An 18,795-nucleotide genomic window follows, 5' to 3' on the forward strand; every position below is an offset into this window, starting at 1 on the left:
AATCAGTAAGGCAGTCTCGCTCGCATCATTCTCAGAAAGCCGCGACTGCGCCTGTAGGCTAACAGCTCAACGTTTCCGCACAAAGATGACCGCATTCTCGTCAGAATACGCACGTCGCCAATCGGTTAATTCATCGAAGAAAGGGATGCGGCTGTCGCCAGTTGCTAACAAAGCCCAGCCGATCGCATAGGTCTTGAGCTGTTCTTCTAAAATAGGTCTTCCACCACTGTTGCCCGCTGACATAGTTTTCTTCATGAAGCCATTCAGAAAGAGCTGGTCGGTTCGGCCATCGATGTACGTCTTGATTCCATGGAAAATCAGGGTGCCGCCAAAATTATAGGAGTTGAAAACGTTCCCGGACAGATTGTGCTGCTGGGCGAAGGAAAGCGCATTTTTTGCAGATGTTTTCGGGTCAGGCTCGACTTGTGAAACTGAGGAAAATATCGCGGCGGTGAACACAAGTAAAACGCTAGTCGCCACCGAAATCGAGTGAAAGTGGCTGGCAAGGAATTGCTCAAGCTGGTCGCGGTGTCCTTTAGCCCATCTCTGGGCTGAAACCCAAGAAAATTGCTCTCCGATCTCGGCCGCGAGAACAAGCGGTACCAGCAGAACAAACAGATAGCAGAAACGCTGATGCGTGAGGAGCAGGTGCAGATTGAAGAGGAGAAACAGGGCTTTCGCCCATCCGATTTGGAGTTTCGAGACGAGCAACCCCAGAAGAGCTGCAAGCAGAAATCCTTCCATAAGGTAAGAATCTGAGGCGTTGAATGGTTGCCATTCGTCAATATATGACACCGCCTCGTTGCCGTAGGCCACCGTAAAGGTCGCGAGGATAGCCTTGATACCGTAGGGATTAAGTAAGGTCACCAGAGGGCAAAGCATCCCAAAGGCAATCCATTTGCCAAGGACGGCTGGTTTCGACAGGCGGGTCCGCGCCAGAAAATCAAGGCCTGCAAAGGCGGCGATAATGAATCCGAATGTAAATGTGCCATGGAGATTTGCCCAAAGGCATATGAGCGGAAGCAGCCACAACGGAGGTGTTTCCTCCCTGCGTGCTGCCCGGAAGAGCTCTGCAGTCCAGACAATGATGATGGGAAGTGTGAAGACGAGTGGACGCGCGGTCAAGATTGGACTGATGAGAAGCGACAGGAGAAACGTCAGGCCGAACGCCACAGTCGGTCTTAACGAGGCACTGAGATACCATGCAAGCAGGAAGACCGTTAACGTGATCACTGCAATGGTCAACAATGTGACCCCATTCCAACCATTCGCTTCGTAGGCAAGTGCAAAGAATATCTGCCCAAGCCATTCCTTGGCGATCCACGGATTGCCAGCAAAGGTATAAGAGTAAGTATCGACAGTGGGGAAGGTGCGGCTTGACAGCATATCCAGCCCAACCCTCACGTGCCACCAATTATCAGGATCTCGCAAGAGGCCGCCCGCGGAGAAAAGCAGCGTGGCCGCCTTGAAAATTGCGACAACCAGACAGAAGAGCAGCCTGACGCGCTGGGTTTCTTCCATCGATGGGCTTACGGCAATTGCGGTCTGTGTGCTGTAGGTGTCGTCAACCATTCTATCGAGGCTCACTTTGTCCGTTGATTGCGTGCCGATTCTTAATCGAAACTTGTGTGTTTTCCGCAAACACGAAATAGACCGATCCCAGATAGAAAAGGATTGTATAGGCACAAATTCCGAGGAGATGAATCATCGGGCCATTCATCAGTCCGGTTGAGCGCGCCGTGAGAACAATTCCAAGATTGACCGCGTAGGCCACCAGGAACGTTCCGGCGTATCTTGCGACGAGGCTTGCAGAGACATTTTTTGTGCCGCCGAAAGTCCACTGGCTGTTGAGGGCGAAGCTCAAGACAAGACCTGCAATGTAGCCGATCAAATTCGAAACGACGTCGCCATTTCCGAGCCAAAGTGCAATCAGAATTACGGTGTATCCGAACGCGGAATTGAGAACGCCGACGGATCCGAAACGCACGATTTGCAAATAGTCAAATGGACGATTTGACCGCGTGGACATAATACTGCGCTCCGATCGGAATTTTGGCGAGATGGCGCTCGAGCGACCGCAGCCTGGCCAACAGACGCGGAAAAAAGATGCGGTAAACGATGCGGGATCTAGACAGGCCGGCGTCAGCGATCTCAGCGCGCATATCTTTCGCCTTGATGAGAACTGCATTCTCATCGAACGGACAATTACGGACAGCGTGCAATGTGAGCGGGTTCCACGGATTGTGCTCGAATAGAAAAAAGTTTCCGCCCTTCGTCAGAACCCTGCTGATTTCCTGGAGAAGGCCCCCGCGGAGATCACCGGGAATATGGTGAAAGACGCAGGCAACAAATACCAGGTCGAAGTGCCCATCGTCATACGGAATTGTTCTGCCATCGAAATGTTGGAACAGAGCTTGGCCGGGAAACCGCTTCTGAGCAATATCGAGCGATTGCGAGGAGGGGTCGAGCAAGACTATCTCGCTCTCGGGGAAGGCGGCTCGAAGATAGCTTAGTGAATTGCCCACACCGCCGCCGAAGTCGAGTATACGTCGCGGCTTCGCGCCCACGGCCGCGAGTACGGCGGCAACGTCGTCAATTTTGTATTTGGCAAAGAAATCCGGTGTTTCACCACTGAGCCTAATGCTGGCCGCATGTTGCTGGTGATATTCGGACGCGAACTGATCAAATTCAGCCTCAAGCATTCACCACCTCTTTCACACGTTCTTGGAGCCGGTGAATGGGCAAGTCCTGGCGCGCGCTGGCTGCATCGTATGAGACGATCTCGTTGACGAGGTAAAGCGGGCGCCGTTTTGTTTCCATGTACATCCGCCCGAGGTACTCACCAAAAATACCAAGAACGAGCAACTGAACACTGCCAAGTATGAGGATGATAGCCGCCAGACTGGTCCAACCCGGCAAAACGTCTCCGGCAATCCAGGAACAGAAAGTGTAACCGAGCGCAAAAAGCCCGAGGATCCCGAAGATCATACCGAGGTGAGACGCGAAGCGGAGGGGAGCGATGGAGAAGCTCGTCATCGCATCCATCGCCAGCAAAAGCATTTTCTTGAAAGGATAGTGTGTGGTGCCCGCAAAGCGTCGCGACCTTTCATAGGGAAGCGCGACTTGCCTCAACCCTATCCAGCTGACCATCCCGCGAATGAAGCGGTAGCGCTCTGGCATCGCATTCAGATGATCCAGGGTCCGGCGGCTCATCAGGCGGAAATCGCCGGTGTCCGGAGCAATATCCACATCAACCATTCTGCGCAGCAATCGATAGAACATCGCAGCCGAAGTCAGCTTGAACCAGCTTTCGCCCTCGCGCTTCTGCCGTTGTCCGTAGACAACATCATAGCCTTCGTCCATCTTTGCCATCATTTGTCCGACAAGTTCTGGCGGATCCTGCAGGTCGGCATCGAGAATTAGAATTCGCTGGCCGCGGCACAGATCCAGACCGGCGCTGAGAGCAATTTGATGACCGTAATTGCGGGCGAGATCGACTGCGACGAGGTGAGGGTCCCTTGTCGCCAGATCGAAGATCGCATGACGGGTGCCGTCTGTGGCACCATCGATGACGAGGACAATCTCGTAGGACTGGCCGGCCTGCTCCTGACACGCCGCGGTTACGCGCCGGTAAAGCTCCTCGATACCATCCACCTCGTTGTAACAAGGAATAACGGCAGATAGCTTTATATCGCGAAATGGCGTGTTGCTTTGCTCGCTGGACAAGAGACTAGCCTCCGGACTCTCCGAGGAATTTTAGTATTACTTCGCGTCTGAAGCTTAGTAGGCGCTTCTAAAGAAAAGGCCGCACTATGGCGGCTCGATCAGGCCCGTGATACGACAAAACGGGAACTTATTGGGGCTGCTTGTCAGCAGCCCCAACTCGGTAATTTTTACTGCGGAGCGGCGTTGGTCATTGTGCTGCCAAGCTTGGTAAACGTGCTGTTGATGCTGCCGCCGAGAGATGTTGCACCGGCGATGATGCCGACGGAGATAAGGGCAGCAATCAGGCCATATTCGATGGCAGTTGCGCCGGATTCGTCTTTAAGGAAACGTGCGAAGAGATTTTTCATTTGATTGCCTATCCTGTTGTTGTGCATGGTTTCGTTGAACCGTCATCAACATAGATTTCGAGCAATTTCAGTTTCCCTAATTTAAATGGTTACCGAAAGGTGACTGAATTTGTTGCTTAAATTACCTTTACCGAACTTGATTAAATTCGGTTAAAATTACCAGATACCTGTAATTGCACTATCTTCCACTGTAGCCGGTTCCGAGATTTGCACGGCCTTTGCGATGCTCGCGATCGGGTCAAGACTTCGTCGTTTGACGCAAGTTTTAGTTAAATTGAACGGTATTGTTTAAGTAAAAATTAACTAATAGAGACAGTCTCTTTTGCCAATTCGGTCAAGGAGGAGGACGATTCAACGAGACCACGACATAAGACAGGAGAGGCGAACAGATGACAAAGCTCTTCGCGCGCTTCCTCAAGGACGAAACCGGCGCAAGTGCCGTTGAATACGCACTGATCGCTGCTCTGATAGCGGTCGCCATCATCGGCGCGACCAGCAGGCTTGGTACGAACATCAAAGACACGTTCGAAGCGATCTCTAACAAAGTGAACCCTTAGCGGCCCGACATATATGACGCGGAGTGCAATTTGCCTGCGTGGTAGTCCCAGACCTTCTGCAACAGGTTGGGCTTCCAGAGATTGCCTGCGATTGTAACGATCTGATCGGATGTCAGAACCGTTGGTGCGCCAAGGTTTTTGGCGAGATACTGCCTTTGCGCATTCTCCTCGAGATAGACGGCGAGCACAAAAGCCTCGAGAATGTTTCCTGCTGCGATCACCGATCCATGCGACTTCAGCATTGCGATGCGATGCGAGCCGAGCGAGGTGGCAAGCTCCTCACCCAGTTCCTTGGTGTTGATCGATGCAATCTTGTCAAACTCCGTGATCTTTCCGAGCACAGCCGCCTGCATGATGACGGGTTCAACCGGACTGCCGGTCATGCTGAAGAGCGTCGACCACAATGGATGGGCATGGATGATAGCGTTTACATCTGCACGCCGGCGATAGATTTCCGAATGGATGTGGAATTCCATCGGCGGTACGGCGCCGCCGTCAACCAAATTGCCCTCGAAATCGATCATGACGACATCGTCGGCAGTGAGCGCGGATCGGACAGATGCTCCGGAATTGATCAGCATTCGATCCTCGGCAGGCACGCGCAAGCTCGCGTGCCCGTTGAAATCGATGATTCCCGAGCGTTCAAGCATGAGGATCGCGTCGACCAGCATGCGTTTTTGATCTGTGTCCCGGTCCATGGCCCGTCAACCTTGTGAATAATCGTGCAACTGCAGCTTGCAACGCGTGCTTTTAGCCCATGTGTGGACTCTTAGTTTTTGGGCTTGTATGGACCGAGCTCTTTCACTGCCGCATCGGCGAACGAAGTATCGAGCACTTGCGCGACCGTTGCGCTTGCCGGTACGAGACCTTCGCTTTGGAAGAACTTTAGATCGTTCTCAAGGCTGGTGGTGTTGAGCTTGCCGTCTGGATCAGTGCCTTGTGGAACAATGGCGCGATAGACGGAGGGATCCTTGATCGGTGTATATTCGGTCAATATCGAGATCACTTCGTCTGCGGCTGGGCCGGCCAGTCTGCCGTTGGCAAGCGCATCATTGTAGTCGCGAAGGGCATGGATATAGGCGCGCATGAAAGCCTTGGCGGCATCGGGCTGTTCCCCGATGAACTCTGCCGAGTAAAGAACCACCGCGAGCTGGTGATTGGGATAAATCTCGTCATCGCCCATTACACGAACGGCGGCACCACGGCGCACGGCTTCTGTTGCGGAAGGCTCGGTTGTCAAGGCGGCGTCAACGGCCTTGTTCTCCAGCGCGATGATGTGCTGCGGAAATGAGAGGAATACACGCTCGACATCGCTGGTTTTAAGCCCGGCTTTCTTCAGCGCTTCATTCATCGTGGAGGTCGATGCACTGCCTGTCGCACTGCCGGCAACTTTCATGCCCTTGAGATCGGCGAGCGACTTGTACTTGCCGCTGTCCACAAGATCCTTGCGCACAAGAAGCGGCTGATAGCCATAGCCGGGGGGCGTCGAACCCTTATCGGCGACAACCTTGATTCCGATCCCTCGTGCCACCGCATTATACAATCCTGCTGACACCGAGCCGCCTGCGACATCGAGTTGTCCGGCACCGAGTGGGGCAACCATTTTGGCTCCGGAATCGAAGGGGACGAACTGAGCCTCGATGCCTTCCTCGCGGAAGTAGCCTTTTTTGTCGGCGATGAAGAAAGCGATATCGCTGCTGGCATTGACGATACCGATTTTCACCTTGGTAAGTTCTGCCGCCATTGCACTCATCGCATTCAACGATAAGCAGGCAACCAGCGCTGCTCCCAGCAAAAGTTTTTTCATGATGCAACTCCGATATCCGCACCGCCGCGGGAGCAGCTGCGTCGTTCTTCTATATAGAACAACGTTCCTCTTAATGATAGCTTAGCATTGCGGAAGATGATGTCAACTCAGGCAAGCATGCGCCCGGGGTGACGATCATCCTGTAGCCACGCTAACAGGGTCTACAACGAGAAATGGCTACTCGCTGGTAATGGTTCGGAGCCGAAGCAGGTCTTTTCGGCTATCCCGCCGGCACGACGTGAAGATGTCCGTACTTCACCGCGCGTTCCGAAATGACGTGTTCGGCGAAATGTTGAACCTGATCCGGCGGTCCTTTGAGGACACCGATTTCAAGGCAGTTGTCATGATCGAGATGGACATGCATGCTTGATATCGCAAGGGCATGGTGATCATGGAAGGTGTTGGTCAACCGGCGTGCAAGATCGCGCGCTCCATGGTCGAAGACATAGCTTAGAACACCGATCACCTGCGTTGCTGCACCCGTTTCGATGGAGGTGAGCTTCATCCCGGCTCTTGCAAGGTCGCGGATAGCCTCGGAGCGATTTTGATAACCCTTCACCGCGATCACCCTGTCGAGTTCCTCCATCAGATCGTCATCGAGGGTAATCGTTATTCTTTGCATCTTCAGCTCCAAGTTTTTTTAAACGCGCGAGTAAGATTTTTTCGCGTAGACATCATACTTTTCGATTTCTAAGGTTGCTCCGATATGACGGCCCGCCGTGCATGTTTACCAGCACGCGCTATACGTGGCCAGCAGAGGAGGCCCATGTGATTCCCAATCCTTTCGACGATCAGCCGACGCGCGTCAGGGCCAAGATTATCTTGACTTATGTCGTCCTGATCGCCGCCAATGTCGGGGCTTGGGCGTGGGCGTGGATTGCTTTTTCCGATCGCCCTTCGTTACTGGGGACTGCTCTCCTCGCCTACATGTTCGGTCTGCGCCATGCATTTGACGCTGATCATATCGCTGCGATCGACAATGTCGTCCGCAAGCTGATCCAGGAAGGTAAAGCGCCTTATTCGGTCGGCTTCTTCTTTTCCCTTGGACATTCAAGCATCGTGGTCATCGCCTCCCTGATCATCGCCGCAACGGCCGCCGCGATGCAGAGCAATCTCGAATCGTTCCATGATGTTGGCGGTGTAATAGGCACATCCGTGTCGGCCGTGTTTCTTCTCGTTATCGGCCTGGCCAATCTCTTTATCTTGCGGGGCATCTGGTCAGCTTTTACTCGGGCTCGGCGCGGCGAGAAAATCGTCGATGAGGATCTCGACGCGCTTCTCGCAGGCCGGGGTCTTATTGCGCGTATCTTTCGCCCGATCTTCCGTGTGGTTTCGCGATCATGGCATATGTATCCGATCGGGTTCCTGTTTGGGTTAGGGTTCGACACCGCAACGGAAATTGGTTTGCTCGGTATTTCGGCGGCGCAGGCGACACAGGGCATGTCATTCTGGACGATCCTGGTCTTTCCGGCACTCTTCACGGCGGGCATGTCGCTCATGGATACGACCGACAGCGTGCTGATGACCGGTGCTTATGGCTGGGCGTCCATCAATCCGATGCGTAAACTCTGGTACAATCTGACGATCACGGCTGCATCAGTGGTCGTCGCTATCTTCATCGGCGGAGTGGAAGCGCTTGGATTGATTAGCGACAAGCTCGGACTCCAAGGCGCGTTCTGGAACTTCGTCGGCGGGCTTAACGATAATCTGGCCAATTTCGGCTACGCAGTCGTAGGAATTTTCATCCTGAGCTGGATCATCTCCGCCATCGCTTATCGCGCAAAAGGTTACGACAATCTGCACGTCGAAGTTTCCTCGTAGGCTGCCTTTAGACTTATCCGGCTTGGTCAAAGGCCAGTCTGGCCAAGCCCCATGTTGGGAAACACCAGGGATTTGATAACGACGGGTACGGCACCGGACGTTTCAAGCATCGCGCCAATGTCGATGAAGTCGAATTCATCCAGTTTGATACCGTCGATCGAAATAATCGAGCTGATACCTTCCTCATTGACAAAGTGCATGCCGACCAGCCCGCCAACGTCGCTGTCACCAACAAGAATCAAGGGATGGCCTTTGGCCAGAACTGCCGACAGCCCGCTGACGACACCCTCGCAGAAATCGTCCAGACGCCGATAGCTGGCCGAGCCTTCCCATTCGTAGCAGATGGCCACGGCACTATCGCCCTGGGTCAGATCGAGCCTCGCCAGAGCGTCCCGTATTGCTGCGCTGACGTGTTCCACATCGATGACGTCGTCGAAGGCAAAGGCTGGCTTGATAACAGGGACGTTGCGAACGGGCAGGGCGTCGAGCGGTTTGACGAGGATGGTGCTGCCGCTGACCTGCACTGTATATTGCGAGGCGCCGACGACCGTGGCCCTGATACCCTGTTCGGGGCGTTCGAGACGTGGTGTCCAGCTTTGAAGCCGCTCGCGCAATTCCGCCGCCAGAAGCGGGCCGAGATCGCTGAATTCCGTTTCTGTTTCGGAATATAGAAACTCGGAAACCCCGCCCGAGATTGTGACAACATCCGGCGGCGATCCGGCGGGCAGGGGTGGAAGCCGATGCAGGCCCACGGTCTCGCGCCGCATCTCACCGCCCTGCATGGCTTCGAAGAGGTGATCTACCATAGATGTGGCAAGCTTTTGGGCGTCCTCGAGCGAAAGCGTTGCGCCAAGTTCCACGTTAACTCCGGCACGCTGTCCAAAATATCGCCCCGCTTCTTCCAGTCTTGTGATCCGTCGGGCGGAATTATAGGCGACGACGCGCGCGCCAATGTCGATAGCACTGATGTGGCGAATGGCACCGTTTTCACACAATGCAAGTTTGGATGTGCCTCCGCCAATATCGACGTTAAGGACGCGCTGACGTGCTCTTCCAGAGCGGGCCACTGCGCCCGACCCGAATGCCGCCAGTGTCGTTTCCAAGCCGTCGCCCGCGCTGACAACGACGAATTTTCCTGTCTGGGTGGAGAATATCTCGCCTATGGCTCTGGCGTTGCTGCGTCTCACCGCCACGCCGGTAAGAATGAGGGCTCCCGTGTCGATGTCCTCGGACTTCAAGCCAGCGGCCGCATACTGGGCCGAGAAAAACGATGCGAGGGCGTCAGCGTCGATAGCATCGTCGCTGCGATAGGGGGTTAGCAGAACGTCGGATTGATGCAGGAGTGTGCGTTCAACCACCATGTAGCGGGTATCGAGCCGTTCCAGAACGATGCGTGAGAAGGCGAGGTGAGACGTCGACGAACCAATGTCAATACCCACACTGGTTAGCTCGATCTCATCCTCGAGTTCCATGCTGCGGCCGATATTCGAGAAGAATATCCGGCCGCCTTCCTCAGGTTCCTCAGTCATGCAACAGACCGATCAGACTACGGTCGACATTTTTTTGGTCGTGTCGTCCGGCTTGATAAACCACTCTGGCTTCATGCGTATCTCGACGCCGTTCCGGTTGAGCTTTTCCTCATATTCCTTACGGATATAGGGATCTTCCATCCAGTAAGGGATTGCTGTACCGCCTTCGTTGACGTCGATAGCGGTATAGTCGGTGTGCTTCTCACCGGGAGCACCGGGATCACGGCCCGGGTTATGCGGTCCGAACCACGCCATCAGCCGGAAAGGCTCCTTGGAAACACTGAAATGCTGGTGATACCAGCGCGCGCCGCCGGGGGCCGCCGATACCATGCCATACGGACCGTAGTCGAGCCGCTTGATCTTGTCGGCATGACCATTCTTCCACGGATTGACGCCGTATTCCTCCGGCCAAGTATAGGTATAGCCTTCACCCTTCAGGCAGATCAGGATCGCAGCAGAAGTATGCGCGTGCGCTTTGGAATAGCGGCCATTCTCGTGCTGTCCGATCCAATAGTAGAAGGTGTTGTTCGTCATGAACGGCTCGACGCGGCGGTAGCCCGGCGAACGCCTGTTGTCGAGCGGGAGTTCGCAATTGACCGCGTCCGGCATGAAGTTCGTCCGGCGCATGGCAAGACCCCGGACCGGATCGGGTTCGATTTCCTCGCGGTATTTGTAGAAATCATCGGCGCCGGAGAAGCGGTCGCGGAAGACATAAGGATTGTTGAAAACGGCATCCGCATTCTGGATTTGATTAAGCACATTCGGCGCCGTGGTACCGCCGAGAAGCAGAGCAGGACTGTTGGTGGCGTTCACAATGCGATGCATGGCGTTCATGGGAATCGAGAACATCGACCCCTCCTGCCATTCGAACACATGCTTGCGGCCTTCACCCTCGAGCCACACCTCAGTAGAGCCGCGCCCCTCGACCACAATGTATATTTCCTCATACATGTGCTTTTCCGGATGAAGCGCCCCGGCAGCGGGAACTTCTACCAGATGGCAGCCCCACTTCGTTTCGGTGCCGAGAAGCTGGATATATGTGCCTCGACCGCCGGTGCGCTTCCACGGTTTCAACGGGAGGTTCTTGACGCTCGACACACCGAGGTCGCGAAAAACAGGAATTCCTTCTTCCACCATGAACTGGTCATAGGGTGTTGGCTGCTTCTTGAATTCACCGAAGCCGGCTTTCTTTGTACCAGCGGGTTCGTGCCAGTGAGTGCCGGTGCCGCCGCCTAGTGGATCCTGGTGCATTGATTTCCTCCTGTCGATGCATATCCGCAACGCTCAAAACCGCCCGCGAATGTGAGACTAATATTCATAGTTTGCAGCGTACCAACAGCTCGGACCGACGGTAGCTCGATTTCGGAAAGATCACCTTTCCGGTTTGTCCGGACCCTAGTTCTCGCCAGCGTTTTTACTTTTGTTCGCTCCAGTTTTCTGGAAACAGTCCCTCGCGTAGCGCGCCGCGTACATAGTAGCTCCAGAGCTTGCGAATGTGATGATCGCGGCGAAAACTGTGTGCAAAAGAGTCAAGCTCGGCGTCCGTCAACGGCTTGACTTTGCCGATGGCCGCGGCGCGATAGGCTGCTTCCGCATTCTCCACCAGATGAAGCGAATCGATGAATGCTGCGCGCACCGTTTCTGCCGTAACGATCTGGCCATGGGCACGTATCTGCATGGCATGGTGGGCGCCGAGTGTAGCGGCGACACTGCGGCCCTGTTCACTATTGCTGACGTGGGCCGGGTCTGCATGCACGGGGATGCCGCTCCGCCACCGGATAGCGTGGTTTTTGAAGGGCAGAAGGTCCATATCCTCGACGAGAGTGAAGACGTTGGTGGCGTCATTGTGGAAATGCGCAATCGAATTTACATCTGGTCTCGCGCGATAAATCTCACAATGGAGGAAAACTTCTGACGGAGGTTTAATTCCCGTTGGACCTGCTACAACCTTGCCTTCCATATCGCAAACCAGGAGATCGTCCGGCGAGACTTCGGCGCGGCTTTTCTCCTGGGGTTGCACGAGCAAGGTCTCGTTACCAGGAAGGCGGGCGCTGACGTGGCCGCTGTACTCCAGTATTTTCAGGCTGTTCAGGAGCCGTGTCGCAATGGCGATTTCGGCTCGCAATGAAGTTTCCGATGGAATTACCGTCCCGCCCTTTTCGGGAGCTCCGTCGGCAGTCTGCGCATGAGAATCCATAGTTCCTCCCGTCATTTTTTAATAAAATCCCATATTATACGAATTTTTTAGTGCTTCAAGATCACATCTCGTTCAAACCTCGATCAGCACATCGTCGTTCTCGACGACCACCTTGTAGGTTCGAACAGGCACCATGCAGGGCGGAGCTACGACCTCCCCGGTGCGAAGATCGAACGCACCATTGTGAAAACCGCATTCGATGGTATGGCCGTCGATGTATCCTTCCGACAGCGAACCCGGACCGTGGGTGCAGGCATCGTCTGTCACGTAGAACGTTCCATTGATATTGAAAACGGCAAGCACGAGATCGCCGGACTCGATCCTGATGGCGCTGTCAAAATCAACATCATCCGTAGAACAGAGCCTTATCCTCGAACGCGTCTGCGTCATCTGGTTCATATCCTTTCTCCCTGCTGCCAGGATGCTTGACTAGCTGACGGACAGTCTGTAGATTTCTAAAACGAAACAGCGTTCTGCATAAAGGAACGCGGTGCAAGGATAGCCGATCAGAGCGGGACGTCAACTCGAAACTGACGAATGACGTTCTGAGTTGGGCAAAACAGCACCCGGACTTTCGCCGCGACAGGACGATTGAGGAGGATTGAATGCTTAGAAAAGAACAAAACGACCTTCTGACCCAGACGGGCCTGGCCACGCCAATGGGCGACATGTTTCGCTGCTACTGGATACCGGCGTTGCTCGCGGAAGAACTGCCGGCGAATGATTGTCCGCCCGTTCGCATCAAGCTGCTCAGCGAACGTTTGCTGGCATTTCGGGACAGTGAAGGCCGCTATGGATTGATCGACGAGTTCTGCGCCCACCGGGGCGTCTCGTTGTGGTTTGGCCGTAACGAGAAGGGCGGATTGCGCTGCCCGTATCATGGCTGGAAGTATGATCATACGGGCCAATGTATCGAGGTACCGTCGGAGCCGAAGGAAAGCGGCTTCTGCAACAAGATCAAGCTGAAGTCTTATCCGCTCATCAAGATCGGCGATATTCTGTGGACCTATATGGGGCCAGCCGACAAAGAGCCGCCCCATCCGGAATGGGAATTTGCGCTTGTTCCACCTGAACAGACATTCACGTCCAAGCGCTGGCAGGAATCGAATTGGCTGCAGGCTATGGAAGGCGGCATCGACTCAAGCCACGTTTCGTTCCTTCATAGCGGAAGCTTGAACAGCGACCCGCTTTTCAAAGGTGCGCGCGGCAACAAATACAATATGGCGGACTCCAAGCCATTTTTTGAAGTCACGGACAACGAAGGCGGACTGTTCATCGGTGCACGCCGGAATGCCGAGGAGGGGCACTACTACTGGCGTGTAACGCCTTGGGTCATGCCATCATTCACCATGGTGCCGCCGCGCGGCAACCATCCTGTCCACGGACATTTCTGGATCCCGATCGACGATGAGAATTGCTGGGCATGGAGCTTCGATTATCATCCGGTCCGCGCTCTGACGGCCGAAGAGCGCCAGGCAATGCTCGACGGCAAGGGCATTCATGTCACATACGTTCCGGGGACCTTCCGTCCCGCCGCCAACAAGGACAATGATTATCTCATGGACCGCGAGGCCCAGCGTCTTGGCGCAACCTATTCCGGCGTCGAGGGTATCGCCATGCAGGATGCCTCATTGCAGGAGAGCATGGGACCGATCGTCGACCGGACAAAGGAAAATCTGGTATCGACAGATAACGGGATCATCATGGCGCGCCACCGTTTGCTGAAGGCTGTCCGGGCATTCAAGGACAAGGGTATTACACCTCCGGGCGTCGATCCCGCTCACCACCGCGTCCGGTCGGCGGCTGTCGTGTTGCCTGTTGATCAGTCCTATATCGATGCCGCTGCCGAGGCGTTGACAGTGATCGAGGGGAAAGCGCCAGCCTCTGTCTGACCTTGGGGTATTGGCCCATCTTCAAAGGAATCGAATATGCAGCTTGGTCTCAGTGAAAGTGCACGCGCTACCACGACAGAGGAAGCCCGGTTCAGAATTGGCTATCCCAATTCCAGGCCAAGGAAGTCTCGGATCATTGCGCTCGATGCCGCCAGCGTCCTGGAATTGAAATCATTGATGGATCAAACGTGGAATGGCGCGCACTTTCTGCGATATGTCGAACCAAAGGCTGCGACAAGATCGCTGAAAATGTTGTCGGTCGATGCGGTACTCGAAGACATTGAAGGCAACCGGACCAATCTCGTCGACGAAATAGCCGATGCGGATGTCATCGTCATAGTCACGTCTGCCGGAGCTTCGGCGGAAGCCGCCGAGGTAATCGGCAACGCCTGTTTCGTCCGCAACAAGATGACGACAGGGCTTGTCCTCAATTCGGCCGGTGTTCCGCCCGAGCAGTTGAAACGGACACTGACCACAATGCGTCCCTTTGCGGCCATGCTCGTTGTTTCGACGGGCGCCGAATATGTCAGCGAAATGCTGAGCGCGTTGAGAGTTTGAGATGCCACTGCTTCACGGCGGCGACATTGGCGGCCGCATGGCTGACATTGGTGTATTCCAAAGGAATTTCGGGCTGGAAAATGTCTATCGAATGGGTGGTCTGGGAAATCGCGAGGGCTGTGTTATGAACGACGCTATTGTCCACGCGATCAAACGGAACAGTGAACCCATGAATCCACCTTCGAAAGACACGTCCAGTTCGAAAAAGGCGCCATCGTCCAAGCGCAATCGCCTCTCGTCCGTCACGACGGCGATAAGGCTGCTGAAAGCGTTTTCAGAAGATGAGGTGGAGATCGGCGTCAGCGCACTGGCGTTGAAGTTGAAGGTGGCGAAGAGCACCGTTCATCGCCTCGCGGTGACCTTGGTGTCCGAAGGCCTGCTGGAGCAAAATCCGGAAACCGAGCGCTACAAACTTGGCGTCGGGCTTTTCGGCCTGGGCACACTTGTACGCCGACGCATGAACGTTTCCAACGAAGCGCGTCCCTATCTCTTCGATCTGCGTAGACACACGGGCGAAACGATCATACTCGGTATCCCGACAGATCTTGAAATAATGCATATCTACGATCTGGAGAGCCCGCAGGCATTGTCGATAAAATCGGATCTTGGTGTACGCCGGCCGGCTCATTGCACTGCAGTCGGGCGCGCGATCTTTGCCTTCGCCCCTGAAGAGACGATCGATCGCGTGTTGGCAGGACCGCTTGCCCGCCGCACGCCGCGGACTCCGGTCGATCCCAAAGTCATACGAAAGATATTCGCCGAGGTTCGCGAGCGTGGCTATGCCATTGAAGACGAGGAAAGCGAGCCCGGTATTCGCGTGATAGCCGCTCCCATCCGGGATTCCAATGGCGTTGTCGTCGCTGCTGTCGGGATTGGCGGGCCTTTGCAGAGATTGTCGATCGAAGCTCTCGAGGGCTTCGCACCGCCACTTTTGGAAACTGTGGCGGCGATATCAGCCCGTCTCGGATACTCGGCCAGGCATCGATAAGCAGAATGGGAAGACCACGCATGGCAGTCATTACGCTGAATGAAAGCGACGTCCGCTGGGAGTGCGACGAAGGTGACACGATCATGCGCTCGGCACTACGGGCAGGATTGGGTTTTCCATATGAGTGTAATGTCGGTTCATGCGGCAATTGCCGTTTCGATCTCCTTGAAGGTGAAATCGAGGAGCTGCGTGCGGATCCTCCCGGCTTGAGCGAACGTGACCGTGCGCGCGGACGCCGTCTGGGGTGCCAGGCTCGCCCTTTGTCCGATTGCGCCGTCAAGCTGCGGCTGATGCCGCAGTATGAGAGCCTTTTCAGGCCACAACGCCAGACAGCGACCTTGGTTGCCACGACCGACATCACGCATGATATCAGGGAGTTTCGCTTCCGGTCAGAATCGGCGAGCCATTTTCTCTCCGGTCAATATGCGCTGCTATATCTGCCCGGGATACCGGGTGGCCGCGCCTATTCGATGGCAAACACTAGCAATGATGATGGGGAATGGCACTTTCAGATACGCCGCGTGCCGGGCGGTGAGGCGACAGGATATCTGTTCGAGCAACTACGCGTCAGTGACCGCATCGAGATCGATGGTCCGTACGGTATGGCGTATCTTCGCGAGGACTCGCCACGGGATATCGTGTGTATCGCCGGCGGCTCAGGCCTGTCGCCGATGGTGTCGATCACCCGCGCGGCGGCCGTCGCGCCGAGCCTTGCCGGAAGACGCATCGATTTCGTCTTCGGCGGTCGCACGGCGCAGGATATTTGCGGCAGGGAGATGCTGCAAATGCTGCCGGGATTTGGTACTAATATTCACTATCACCCGGTTGTCTCCGGCATGCCTGAAGCGGATGACGGCTGGGATGGTTATCGGGGCTATGTCCACGAAGTGGCGCACAGTCTTTTCGCGACACGGCTTCCTTCGTGCGAAATTTATTTTGCAGGTCCCCCCGCAATGGGACAAGCAATAAAAAAAATGTTGGTCGATCTTGGCGTGGACTCAACCCAAGTGCATTTCGACCAGTTCTATTGATCATTTGGCTGCAATCGACAGTCGCTGAAAGTCGCAATGAAACCTCGTCAGCTGATATACTTCATAAAGGTCGTCGACGTAGGCAACATTACGAAAGCGGCGGAACAGTTGAATTTGGCGCAGACGGCTCTCGGGATACAGATACGCAATCTCGAAGAATCGCTTCACGTTCAATTGCTCGACCGTCATTCACGCGGCGTCAGCGCGACGCCTGCAGGACTGCTGCTTTACGAACGCGCGCATGAAATTCTGCAGCGGATCGAGGATACGCGCCGCGATCTGATTTCGCTTGCGGGCGAGCGAGCCCGTATCAGGCTTGGCGCAACGCCAAGCATCCTGAAGCTAATTGGAACCGAACTGGTTGTCGCCGCCAAACAGCAGCTCCCTGGAATTGCATTGCATGTGGTGGAGGAGTTGAGTTTCGTCCTGACCGATGCGCTCGAGCGCGGAGAACTCGACTACGTCCTCGCCTATGACATCGAGGAGAATCCCGGCCTCAGACGCCTTGCCCTGATGAAAGAAGACTTGCTGCATATTTCTGCTCCTGACGGGAATCCCACGGAGGGCGGAATTTCATTCAAGCAGGCGGTGGCAGGCGATCTTGCTCTCGTGTCCAACCGGGATATTATCTGGCGCCGCATTCATAAAACAGCCTCCCGCCTCTCGCTCGATGTCAACGTGACGTATCAGGTCCAGTCGATGGAGGCGATCAAGGCGTTGATTCTTCATGGTCTTGCAGAAAGCATCATGCCGTTTGGTATCGTATCGGAAGAAATCCAATCCGGCGCACTGATTGCCCGACGTATCGAGCGCCCGTCGGTGAGACTGACACTCTACCTAGCTCACGCAGCCCACAAGGGGCTGAGCGACGACACTGCATTCGTCGCATTTGTCGATGGAATGATCGACAGGCTTGCCGCTACAATTGGGCCCTATGCGCATCCGATTGACCGATCTCAACCGCCCCAATCAGAAGCGGACCATTGAAGTCGACCGCGTAGGAAGTCTCCGCCGTTCATCTGCTATGCAAAATCGATATACCAGCCTTGCCAAAGCGCTGTTTCCCGGACAGTACACCTCAACTATATTGCGGCGCACAATCCCAGGAAGGACGAGTCGTGACTATACTTGCCGAAGACCGCAATGCTGAAACCAGTTGGTTGCGCACCGCTTTTTCAAGCATCACTGAAATGGCGAACTGCCTCGGTGCAGCAAGAGAGTGTGCATTGGCTGTCGAAAACAGGCGCATGCCGCCGGCCTCGGCACTGCGGACATTGGGCATCGACCCAGCGTCGCTCAGGGATGCTTTTCGGCGTAGCTGAAAACAGATTTAACGCCTGCTTTGGGGGCTTGACCGTCAAATCCCTTTACTCCGCCATTAAGTTTTTTTATTGTGGCTGAATGAAGAACGTCACCTTTCGAAAGCTCCAGTCGCTGCTGGCGATCGAGACTCATCGAAAGATTGTAGATGCGGCGAAAGCCTTGGGGCTGACTGCACCAGCCATCACATTACAACTGAAGCAACTGGAAGAAGATGCGGGCGTGACGCTTTTCGAGCGCATGCCGCACGGCATGTTTCCGACAGAAGCCGGAAAGGTGTTCCTCGAAGCGGCGAAAGAGATTGATGAGCGTTTGCTGCGCCTCGATGAAGATATTAGTGCGTTTCGCCGCGTGAAACGCGGGCATATAACGGTAGGGGCTGTGTCCACGGCCAAATATTTTGCGGCGCCGCTCTTTGCAGCCTTCTCGAAAGAATATCCTGACATCGATCTTGAGCTGATTATCGATCGCCGGGATGAGACTATCGCCCGGTTGAAAGATCGCGCCGTCGATATTGCTCTGCTCGGACGCCCTCCACGCGACATGTCCGTGCGGGCCGCAGTGTTCGGCGAGCATTCACTGGTCGTCGTCAGTGCGCCCGGTCACGCCCTGGCGGGTAAGCGCAATATCACGAAAGCAGAGATTGCCAACGAACATTTCCTGCATCGGGGGAAGGGTTCCGGCACCAGAACGTTTTTCGAGCGCTTCCTCAAGGATATCCCGGGCCGGCTCGATGGGCCGAGCACGGAGATGGAAAGTGTCGAGGACATCAAACAGGCTGTCATGGCGGATCTCGGTATCGCCTTCCTGTCCGTGCAGAGCGTTGCCGCCGAGGTTCAAGCAGGCCAGCTCGCCGTTCTCGATGTTGTTGGATTGCCAATTCGCCGGCAATGGTTTGCCATCAGCCGCAGCGACCGCGCTGTCACACCTGTAATGGCTGCGTTTCAGGTGTTTCTCGCGACGCAAGGGGGAAAGTTCCTACCGAACTTCATCGATCCGGGGAAGGTGACCGCCTGAGGGGT

The 18,795-nt window shown here is 55.1% G+C and carries 21 protein-coding genes; 9 read left to right on the forward strand and 12 right to left on the reverse strand.

Features of this window, described 5'->3' with window-relative positions:
- Positions 1-66 precede the first annotated feature (66 nt).
- The 5 genes from ACSQ3H_RS31645 to ACSQ3H_RS31665 form a co-directional block, all read right to left on the reverse strand.
- Positions 67-1,572: a hypothetical protein gene (locus ACSQ3H_RS31645; RefSeq protein WP_436120989.1), complete on the reverse strand. Its 1,506-nt coding sequence runs from the start codon at positions 1,570-1,572 to the stop codon at positions 67-69.
- Between the two features lies 1 nt (position 1,573).
- Complete coding sequence (locus tag ACSQ3H_RS31650; protein WP_436120990.1) at positions 1,574-2,029, reverse strand: GtrA family protein; 456 nt, start codon at positions 2,027-2,029, stop codon at positions 1,574-1,576.
- Entirely contained in the window at positions 2,001-2,702 is a 702-nt protein-coding gene (locus ACSQ3H_RS31655) for a class I SAM-dependent methyltransferase (protein ID WP_436120991.1), read from the reverse strand. The genes ACSQ3H_RS31650 and ACSQ3H_RS31655 overlap by 29 nt, the downstream gene beginning before the upstream one ends.
- Entirely contained in the window at positions 2,695-3,726 is a 1,032-nt protein-coding gene (locus ACSQ3H_RS31660; RefSeq protein ID WP_436120992.1) for a glycosyltransferase family 2 protein, read from the reverse strand. Before ACSQ3H_RS31660 ends, ACSQ3H_RS31655 begins: the two co-directional genes overlap by 8 nt.
- A 167-nt stretch (positions 3,727-3,893) precedes the next feature.
- Complete coding sequence (locus ACSQ3H_RS31665; protein WP_436120993.1) at positions 3,894-4,073, reverse strand: Flp family type IVb pilin; 180 nt, start codon at positions 4,071-4,073, stop codon at positions 3,894-3,896.
- Between the two features lie 389 nt (positions 4,074-4,462).
- On the opposite strand from ACSQ3H_RS31665, the gene ACSQ3H_RS31670 reads away from it, so the two are divergent.
- Entirely contained in the window at positions 4,463-4,630 is a 168-nt protein-coding gene (locus tag ACSQ3H_RS31670) for a Flp family type IVb pilin (RefSeq protein WP_436120994.1), read from the forward strand.
- Here the strand turns inward: ACSQ3H_RS31670 and ACSQ3H_RS31675 are convergent.
- The 3 genes from ACSQ3H_RS31675 to nikR all read right to left on the reverse strand — a co-directional run bounded on the left by ACSQ3H_RS31675 (position 4,627) and on the right by nikR (position 7,059).
- On the reverse strand, positions 4,627-5,328 hold the full coding sequence (locus tag ACSQ3H_RS31675; protein ID WP_436120995.1) for a class II aldolase/adducin family protein: 702 nt from the start codon (positions 5,326-5,328) through the stop codon (positions 4,627-4,629). The two genes, ACSQ3H_RS31670 and ACSQ3H_RS31675, sit on opposite strands and share 4 nt — an antisense overlap.
- A gap of 71 nt (positions 5,329-5,399) precedes the next feature.
- On the reverse strand, positions 5,400-6,437 hold the full coding sequence (locus ACSQ3H_RS31680) for an ABC transporter substrate-binding protein (protein WP_436120996.1): 1,038 nt from the start codon (positions 6,435-6,437) through the stop codon (positions 5,400-5,402).
- 220 nt (positions 6,438-6,657) lie between these two features.
- Entirely contained in the window at positions 6,658-7,059 is a 402-nt protein-coding gene (gene nikR, locus ACSQ3H_RS31685) for a nickel-responsive transcriptional regulator NikR (protein ID WP_436120997.1), read from the reverse strand.
- A 146-nt stretch (positions 7,060-7,205) separates the two neighbouring features.
- On the opposite strand from nikR, the gene ACSQ3H_RS31690 reads away from it, so the two are divergent.
- On the forward strand, positions 7,206-8,258 hold the full coding sequence (locus ACSQ3H_RS31690) for a HoxN/HupN/NixA family nickel/cobalt transporter (RefSeq protein ID WP_436120998.1): 1,053 nt from the start codon (positions 7,206-7,208) through the stop codon (positions 8,256-8,258).
- Positions 8,259-8,284: 26 nt separating this feature from the next.
- Here ACSQ3H_RS31690 and ACSQ3H_RS31695 read toward each other — a convergent pair whose 3' ends face one another.
- The 4 genes from ACSQ3H_RS31695 to ACSQ3H_RS31710 all read right to left on the reverse strand — a co-directional run bounded on the left by ACSQ3H_RS31695 (position 8,285) and on the right by ACSQ3H_RS31710 (position 12,383).
- The gene (locus tag ACSQ3H_RS31695) at positions 8,285-9,787 is read right to left on the reverse strand and encodes an ethanolamine ammonia-lyase reactivating factor EutA (protein ID WP_436120999.1); all 1,503 of its coding nucleotides are present in this window, start codon (positions 9,785-9,787) and stop codon (positions 8,285-8,287) included.
- A gap of 12 nt (positions 9,788-9,799) precedes the next feature.
- Positions 9,800-11,038, reverse strand: a complete 1,239-nt coding sequence (locus ACSQ3H_RS31700; protein ID WP_436121000.1) for a cupin domain-containing protein — start codon at positions 11,036-11,038, stop codon at positions 9,800-9,802.
- Positions 11,039-11,201: 163 nt separating this feature from the next.
- Positions 11,202-11,984: a class II aldolase/adducin family protein gene (locus ACSQ3H_RS31705; RefSeq protein ID WP_436121001.1), complete on the reverse strand. Its 783-nt coding sequence runs from the start codon at positions 11,982-11,984 to the stop codon at positions 11,202-11,204.
- A 72-nt stretch (positions 11,985-12,056) separates the two neighbouring features.
- On the reverse strand, positions 12,057-12,383 hold the full coding sequence (locus ACSQ3H_RS31710) for a non-heme iron oxygenase ferredoxin subunit (protein ID WP_436121002.1): 327 nt from the start codon (positions 12,381-12,383) through the stop codon (positions 12,057-12,059).
- Between the two features lie 206 nt (positions 12,384-12,589).
- Here ACSQ3H_RS31710 and ACSQ3H_RS31715 point away from each other — a divergent pair, with 206 nt between their 5' ends.
- From ACSQ3H_RS31715 to ACSQ3H_RS31745, 7 genes are all read left to right on the forward strand, one after another.
- On the forward strand, positions 12,590-13,876 hold the full coding sequence (locus tag ACSQ3H_RS31715) for an aromatic ring-hydroxylating dioxygenase subunit alpha (RefSeq protein ID WP_436121003.1): 1,287 nt from the start codon (positions 12,590-12,592) through the stop codon (positions 13,874-13,876).
- A 36-nt stretch (positions 13,877-13,912) separates the two neighbouring features.
- Positions 13,913-14,434, forward strand: coding sequence for a hypothetical protein (locus ACSQ3H_RS31720; protein WP_436121004.1), 522 nt, complete (start codon positions 13,913-13,915; stop codon positions 14,432-14,434).
- A gap of 1 nt (position 14,435) precedes the next feature.
- Positions 14,436-15,422 carry an IclR family transcriptional regulator gene (locus ACSQ3H_RS31725; protein WP_436121005.1) on the forward strand — a complete coding sequence of 329 codons (987 nt, stop codon included), beginning with the start codon at positions 14,436-14,438 and terminating at the stop codon, positions 15,420-15,422.
- Positions 15,423-15,442: 20 nt separating this feature from the next.
- Positions 15,443-16,453 carry an FAD-binding oxidoreductase gene (locus ACSQ3H_RS31730; RefSeq protein ID WP_436121006.1) on the forward strand — a complete coding sequence of 337 codons (1,011 nt, stop codon included), beginning with the start codon at positions 15,443-15,445 and terminating at the stop codon, positions 16,451-16,453.
- A 36-nt stretch (positions 16,454-16,489) separates the two neighbouring features.
- Positions 16,490-17,440: a LysR family transcriptional regulator gene (locus tag ACSQ3H_RS31735; protein ID WP_436121007.1), complete on the forward strand. Its 951-nt coding sequence runs from the start codon at positions 16,490-16,492 to the stop codon at positions 17,438-17,440.
- 131 nt (positions 17,441-17,571) lie between these two features.
- A complete protein-coding gene (locus ACSQ3H_RS31740) occupies positions 17,572-17,775 on the forward strand; it encodes a hypothetical protein (protein ID WP_436121008.1) in 204 nt (67 codons plus the stop codon).
- Between the two features lie 79 nt (positions 17,776-17,854).
- On the forward strand, positions 17,855-18,790 hold the full coding sequence (locus tag ACSQ3H_RS31745) for a LysR family transcriptional regulator (RefSeq protein WP_436121009.1): 936 nt from the start codon (positions 17,855-17,857) through the stop codon (positions 18,788-18,790).
- Positions 18,791-18,795: the final 5 nt, after the last annotated feature.

It is taken from the genome of Phyllobacterium sp. LjRoot231 (assembly GCF_964253365.1).
Classification (GTDB): Bacteria; Pseudomonadota; Alphaproteobacteria; order Rhizobiales; family Rhizobiaceae; genus Phyllobacterium.

Bases quoted from the DNA above. Each gene is read 5' to 3' on its own strand.
- nikR (WP_436120997.1), bottom strand. From the start codon at position 7,059: ATGCAAAGAATAACGATTACCCTCGATGACGATCTGATGGAGGAACTC.
- ACSQ3H_RS31680 (WP_436120996.1), bottom strand. From the start codon at position 6,437: ATGAAAAAACTTTTGCTGGGAGCAGCGCTGGTTGCCTGCTTATCGTTG.
- ACSQ3H_RS31705 (WP_436121001.1), bottom strand. From the start codon at position 11,984: ATGGATTCTCATGCGCAGACTGCCGACGGAGCTCCCGAAAAGGGCGGG.
- ACSQ3H_RS31715 (WP_436121003.1), top strand. From the start codon at position 12,590: ATGCTTAGAAAAGAACAAAACGACCTTCTGACCCAGACGGGCCTGGCC.
- ACSQ3H_RS31675 (WP_436120995.1), bottom strand. From the start codon at position 5,328: ATGGACCGGGACACAGATCAAAAACGCATGCTGGTCGACGCGATCCTC.
- ACSQ3H_RS31670 (WP_436120994.1), top strand. From the start codon at position 4,463: ATGACAAAGCTCTTCGCGCGCTTCCTCAAGGACGAAACCGGCGCAAGT.
- ACSQ3H_RS31725 (WP_436121005.1), top strand. From the start codon at position 14,436: ATGCCACTGCTTCACGGCGGCGACATTGGCGGCCGCATGGCTGACATT.
- ACSQ3H_RS31745 (WP_436121009.1), top strand. From the start codon at position 17,855: ATGAAGAACGTCACCTTTCGAAAGCTCCAGTCGCTGCTGGCGATCGAG.
- ACSQ3H_RS31650 (WP_436120990.1), bottom strand. From the start codon at position 2,029: ATGTCCACGCGGTCAAATCGTCCATTTGACTATTTGCAAATCGTGCGT.
- ACSQ3H_RS31665 (WP_436120993.1), bottom strand. From the start codon at position 4,073: ATGAAAAATCTCTTCGCACGTTTCCTTAAAGACGAATCCGGCGCAACT.
- ACSQ3H_RS31645 (WP_436120989.1), bottom strand. From the start codon at position 1,572: ATGGTTGACGACACCTACAGCACACAGACCGCAATTGCCGTAAGCCCA.
- ACSQ3H_RS31710 (WP_436121002.1), bottom strand. From the start codon at position 12,383: ATGAACCAGATGACGCAGACGCGTTCGAGGATAAGGCTCTGTTCTACG.
- ACSQ3H_RS31700 (WP_436121000.1), bottom strand. From the start codon at position 11,038: ATGCACCAGGATCCACTAGGCGGCGGCACCGGCACTCACTGGCACGAA.
- ACSQ3H_RS31695 (WP_436120999.1), bottom strand. From the start codon at position 9,787: ATGACTGAGGAACCTGAGGAAGGCGGCCGGATATTCTTCTCGAATATC.
- ACSQ3H_RS31720 (WP_436121004.1), top strand. From the start codon at position 13,913: ATGCAGCTTGGTCTCAGTGAAAGTGCACGCGCTACCACGACAGAGGAA.
- ACSQ3H_RS31735 (WP_436121007.1), top strand. From the start codon at position 16,490: ATGAAACCTCGTCAGCTGATATACTTCATAAAGGTCGTCGACGTAGGC.
- ACSQ3H_RS31730 (WP_436121006.1), top strand. From the start codon at position 15,443: ATGGCAGTCATTACGCTGAATGAAAGCGACGTCCGCTGGGAGTGCGAC.
- ACSQ3H_RS31655 (WP_436120991.1), bottom strand. From the start codon at position 2,702: ATGCTTGAGGCTGAATTTGATCAGTTCGCGTCCGAATATCACCAGCAA.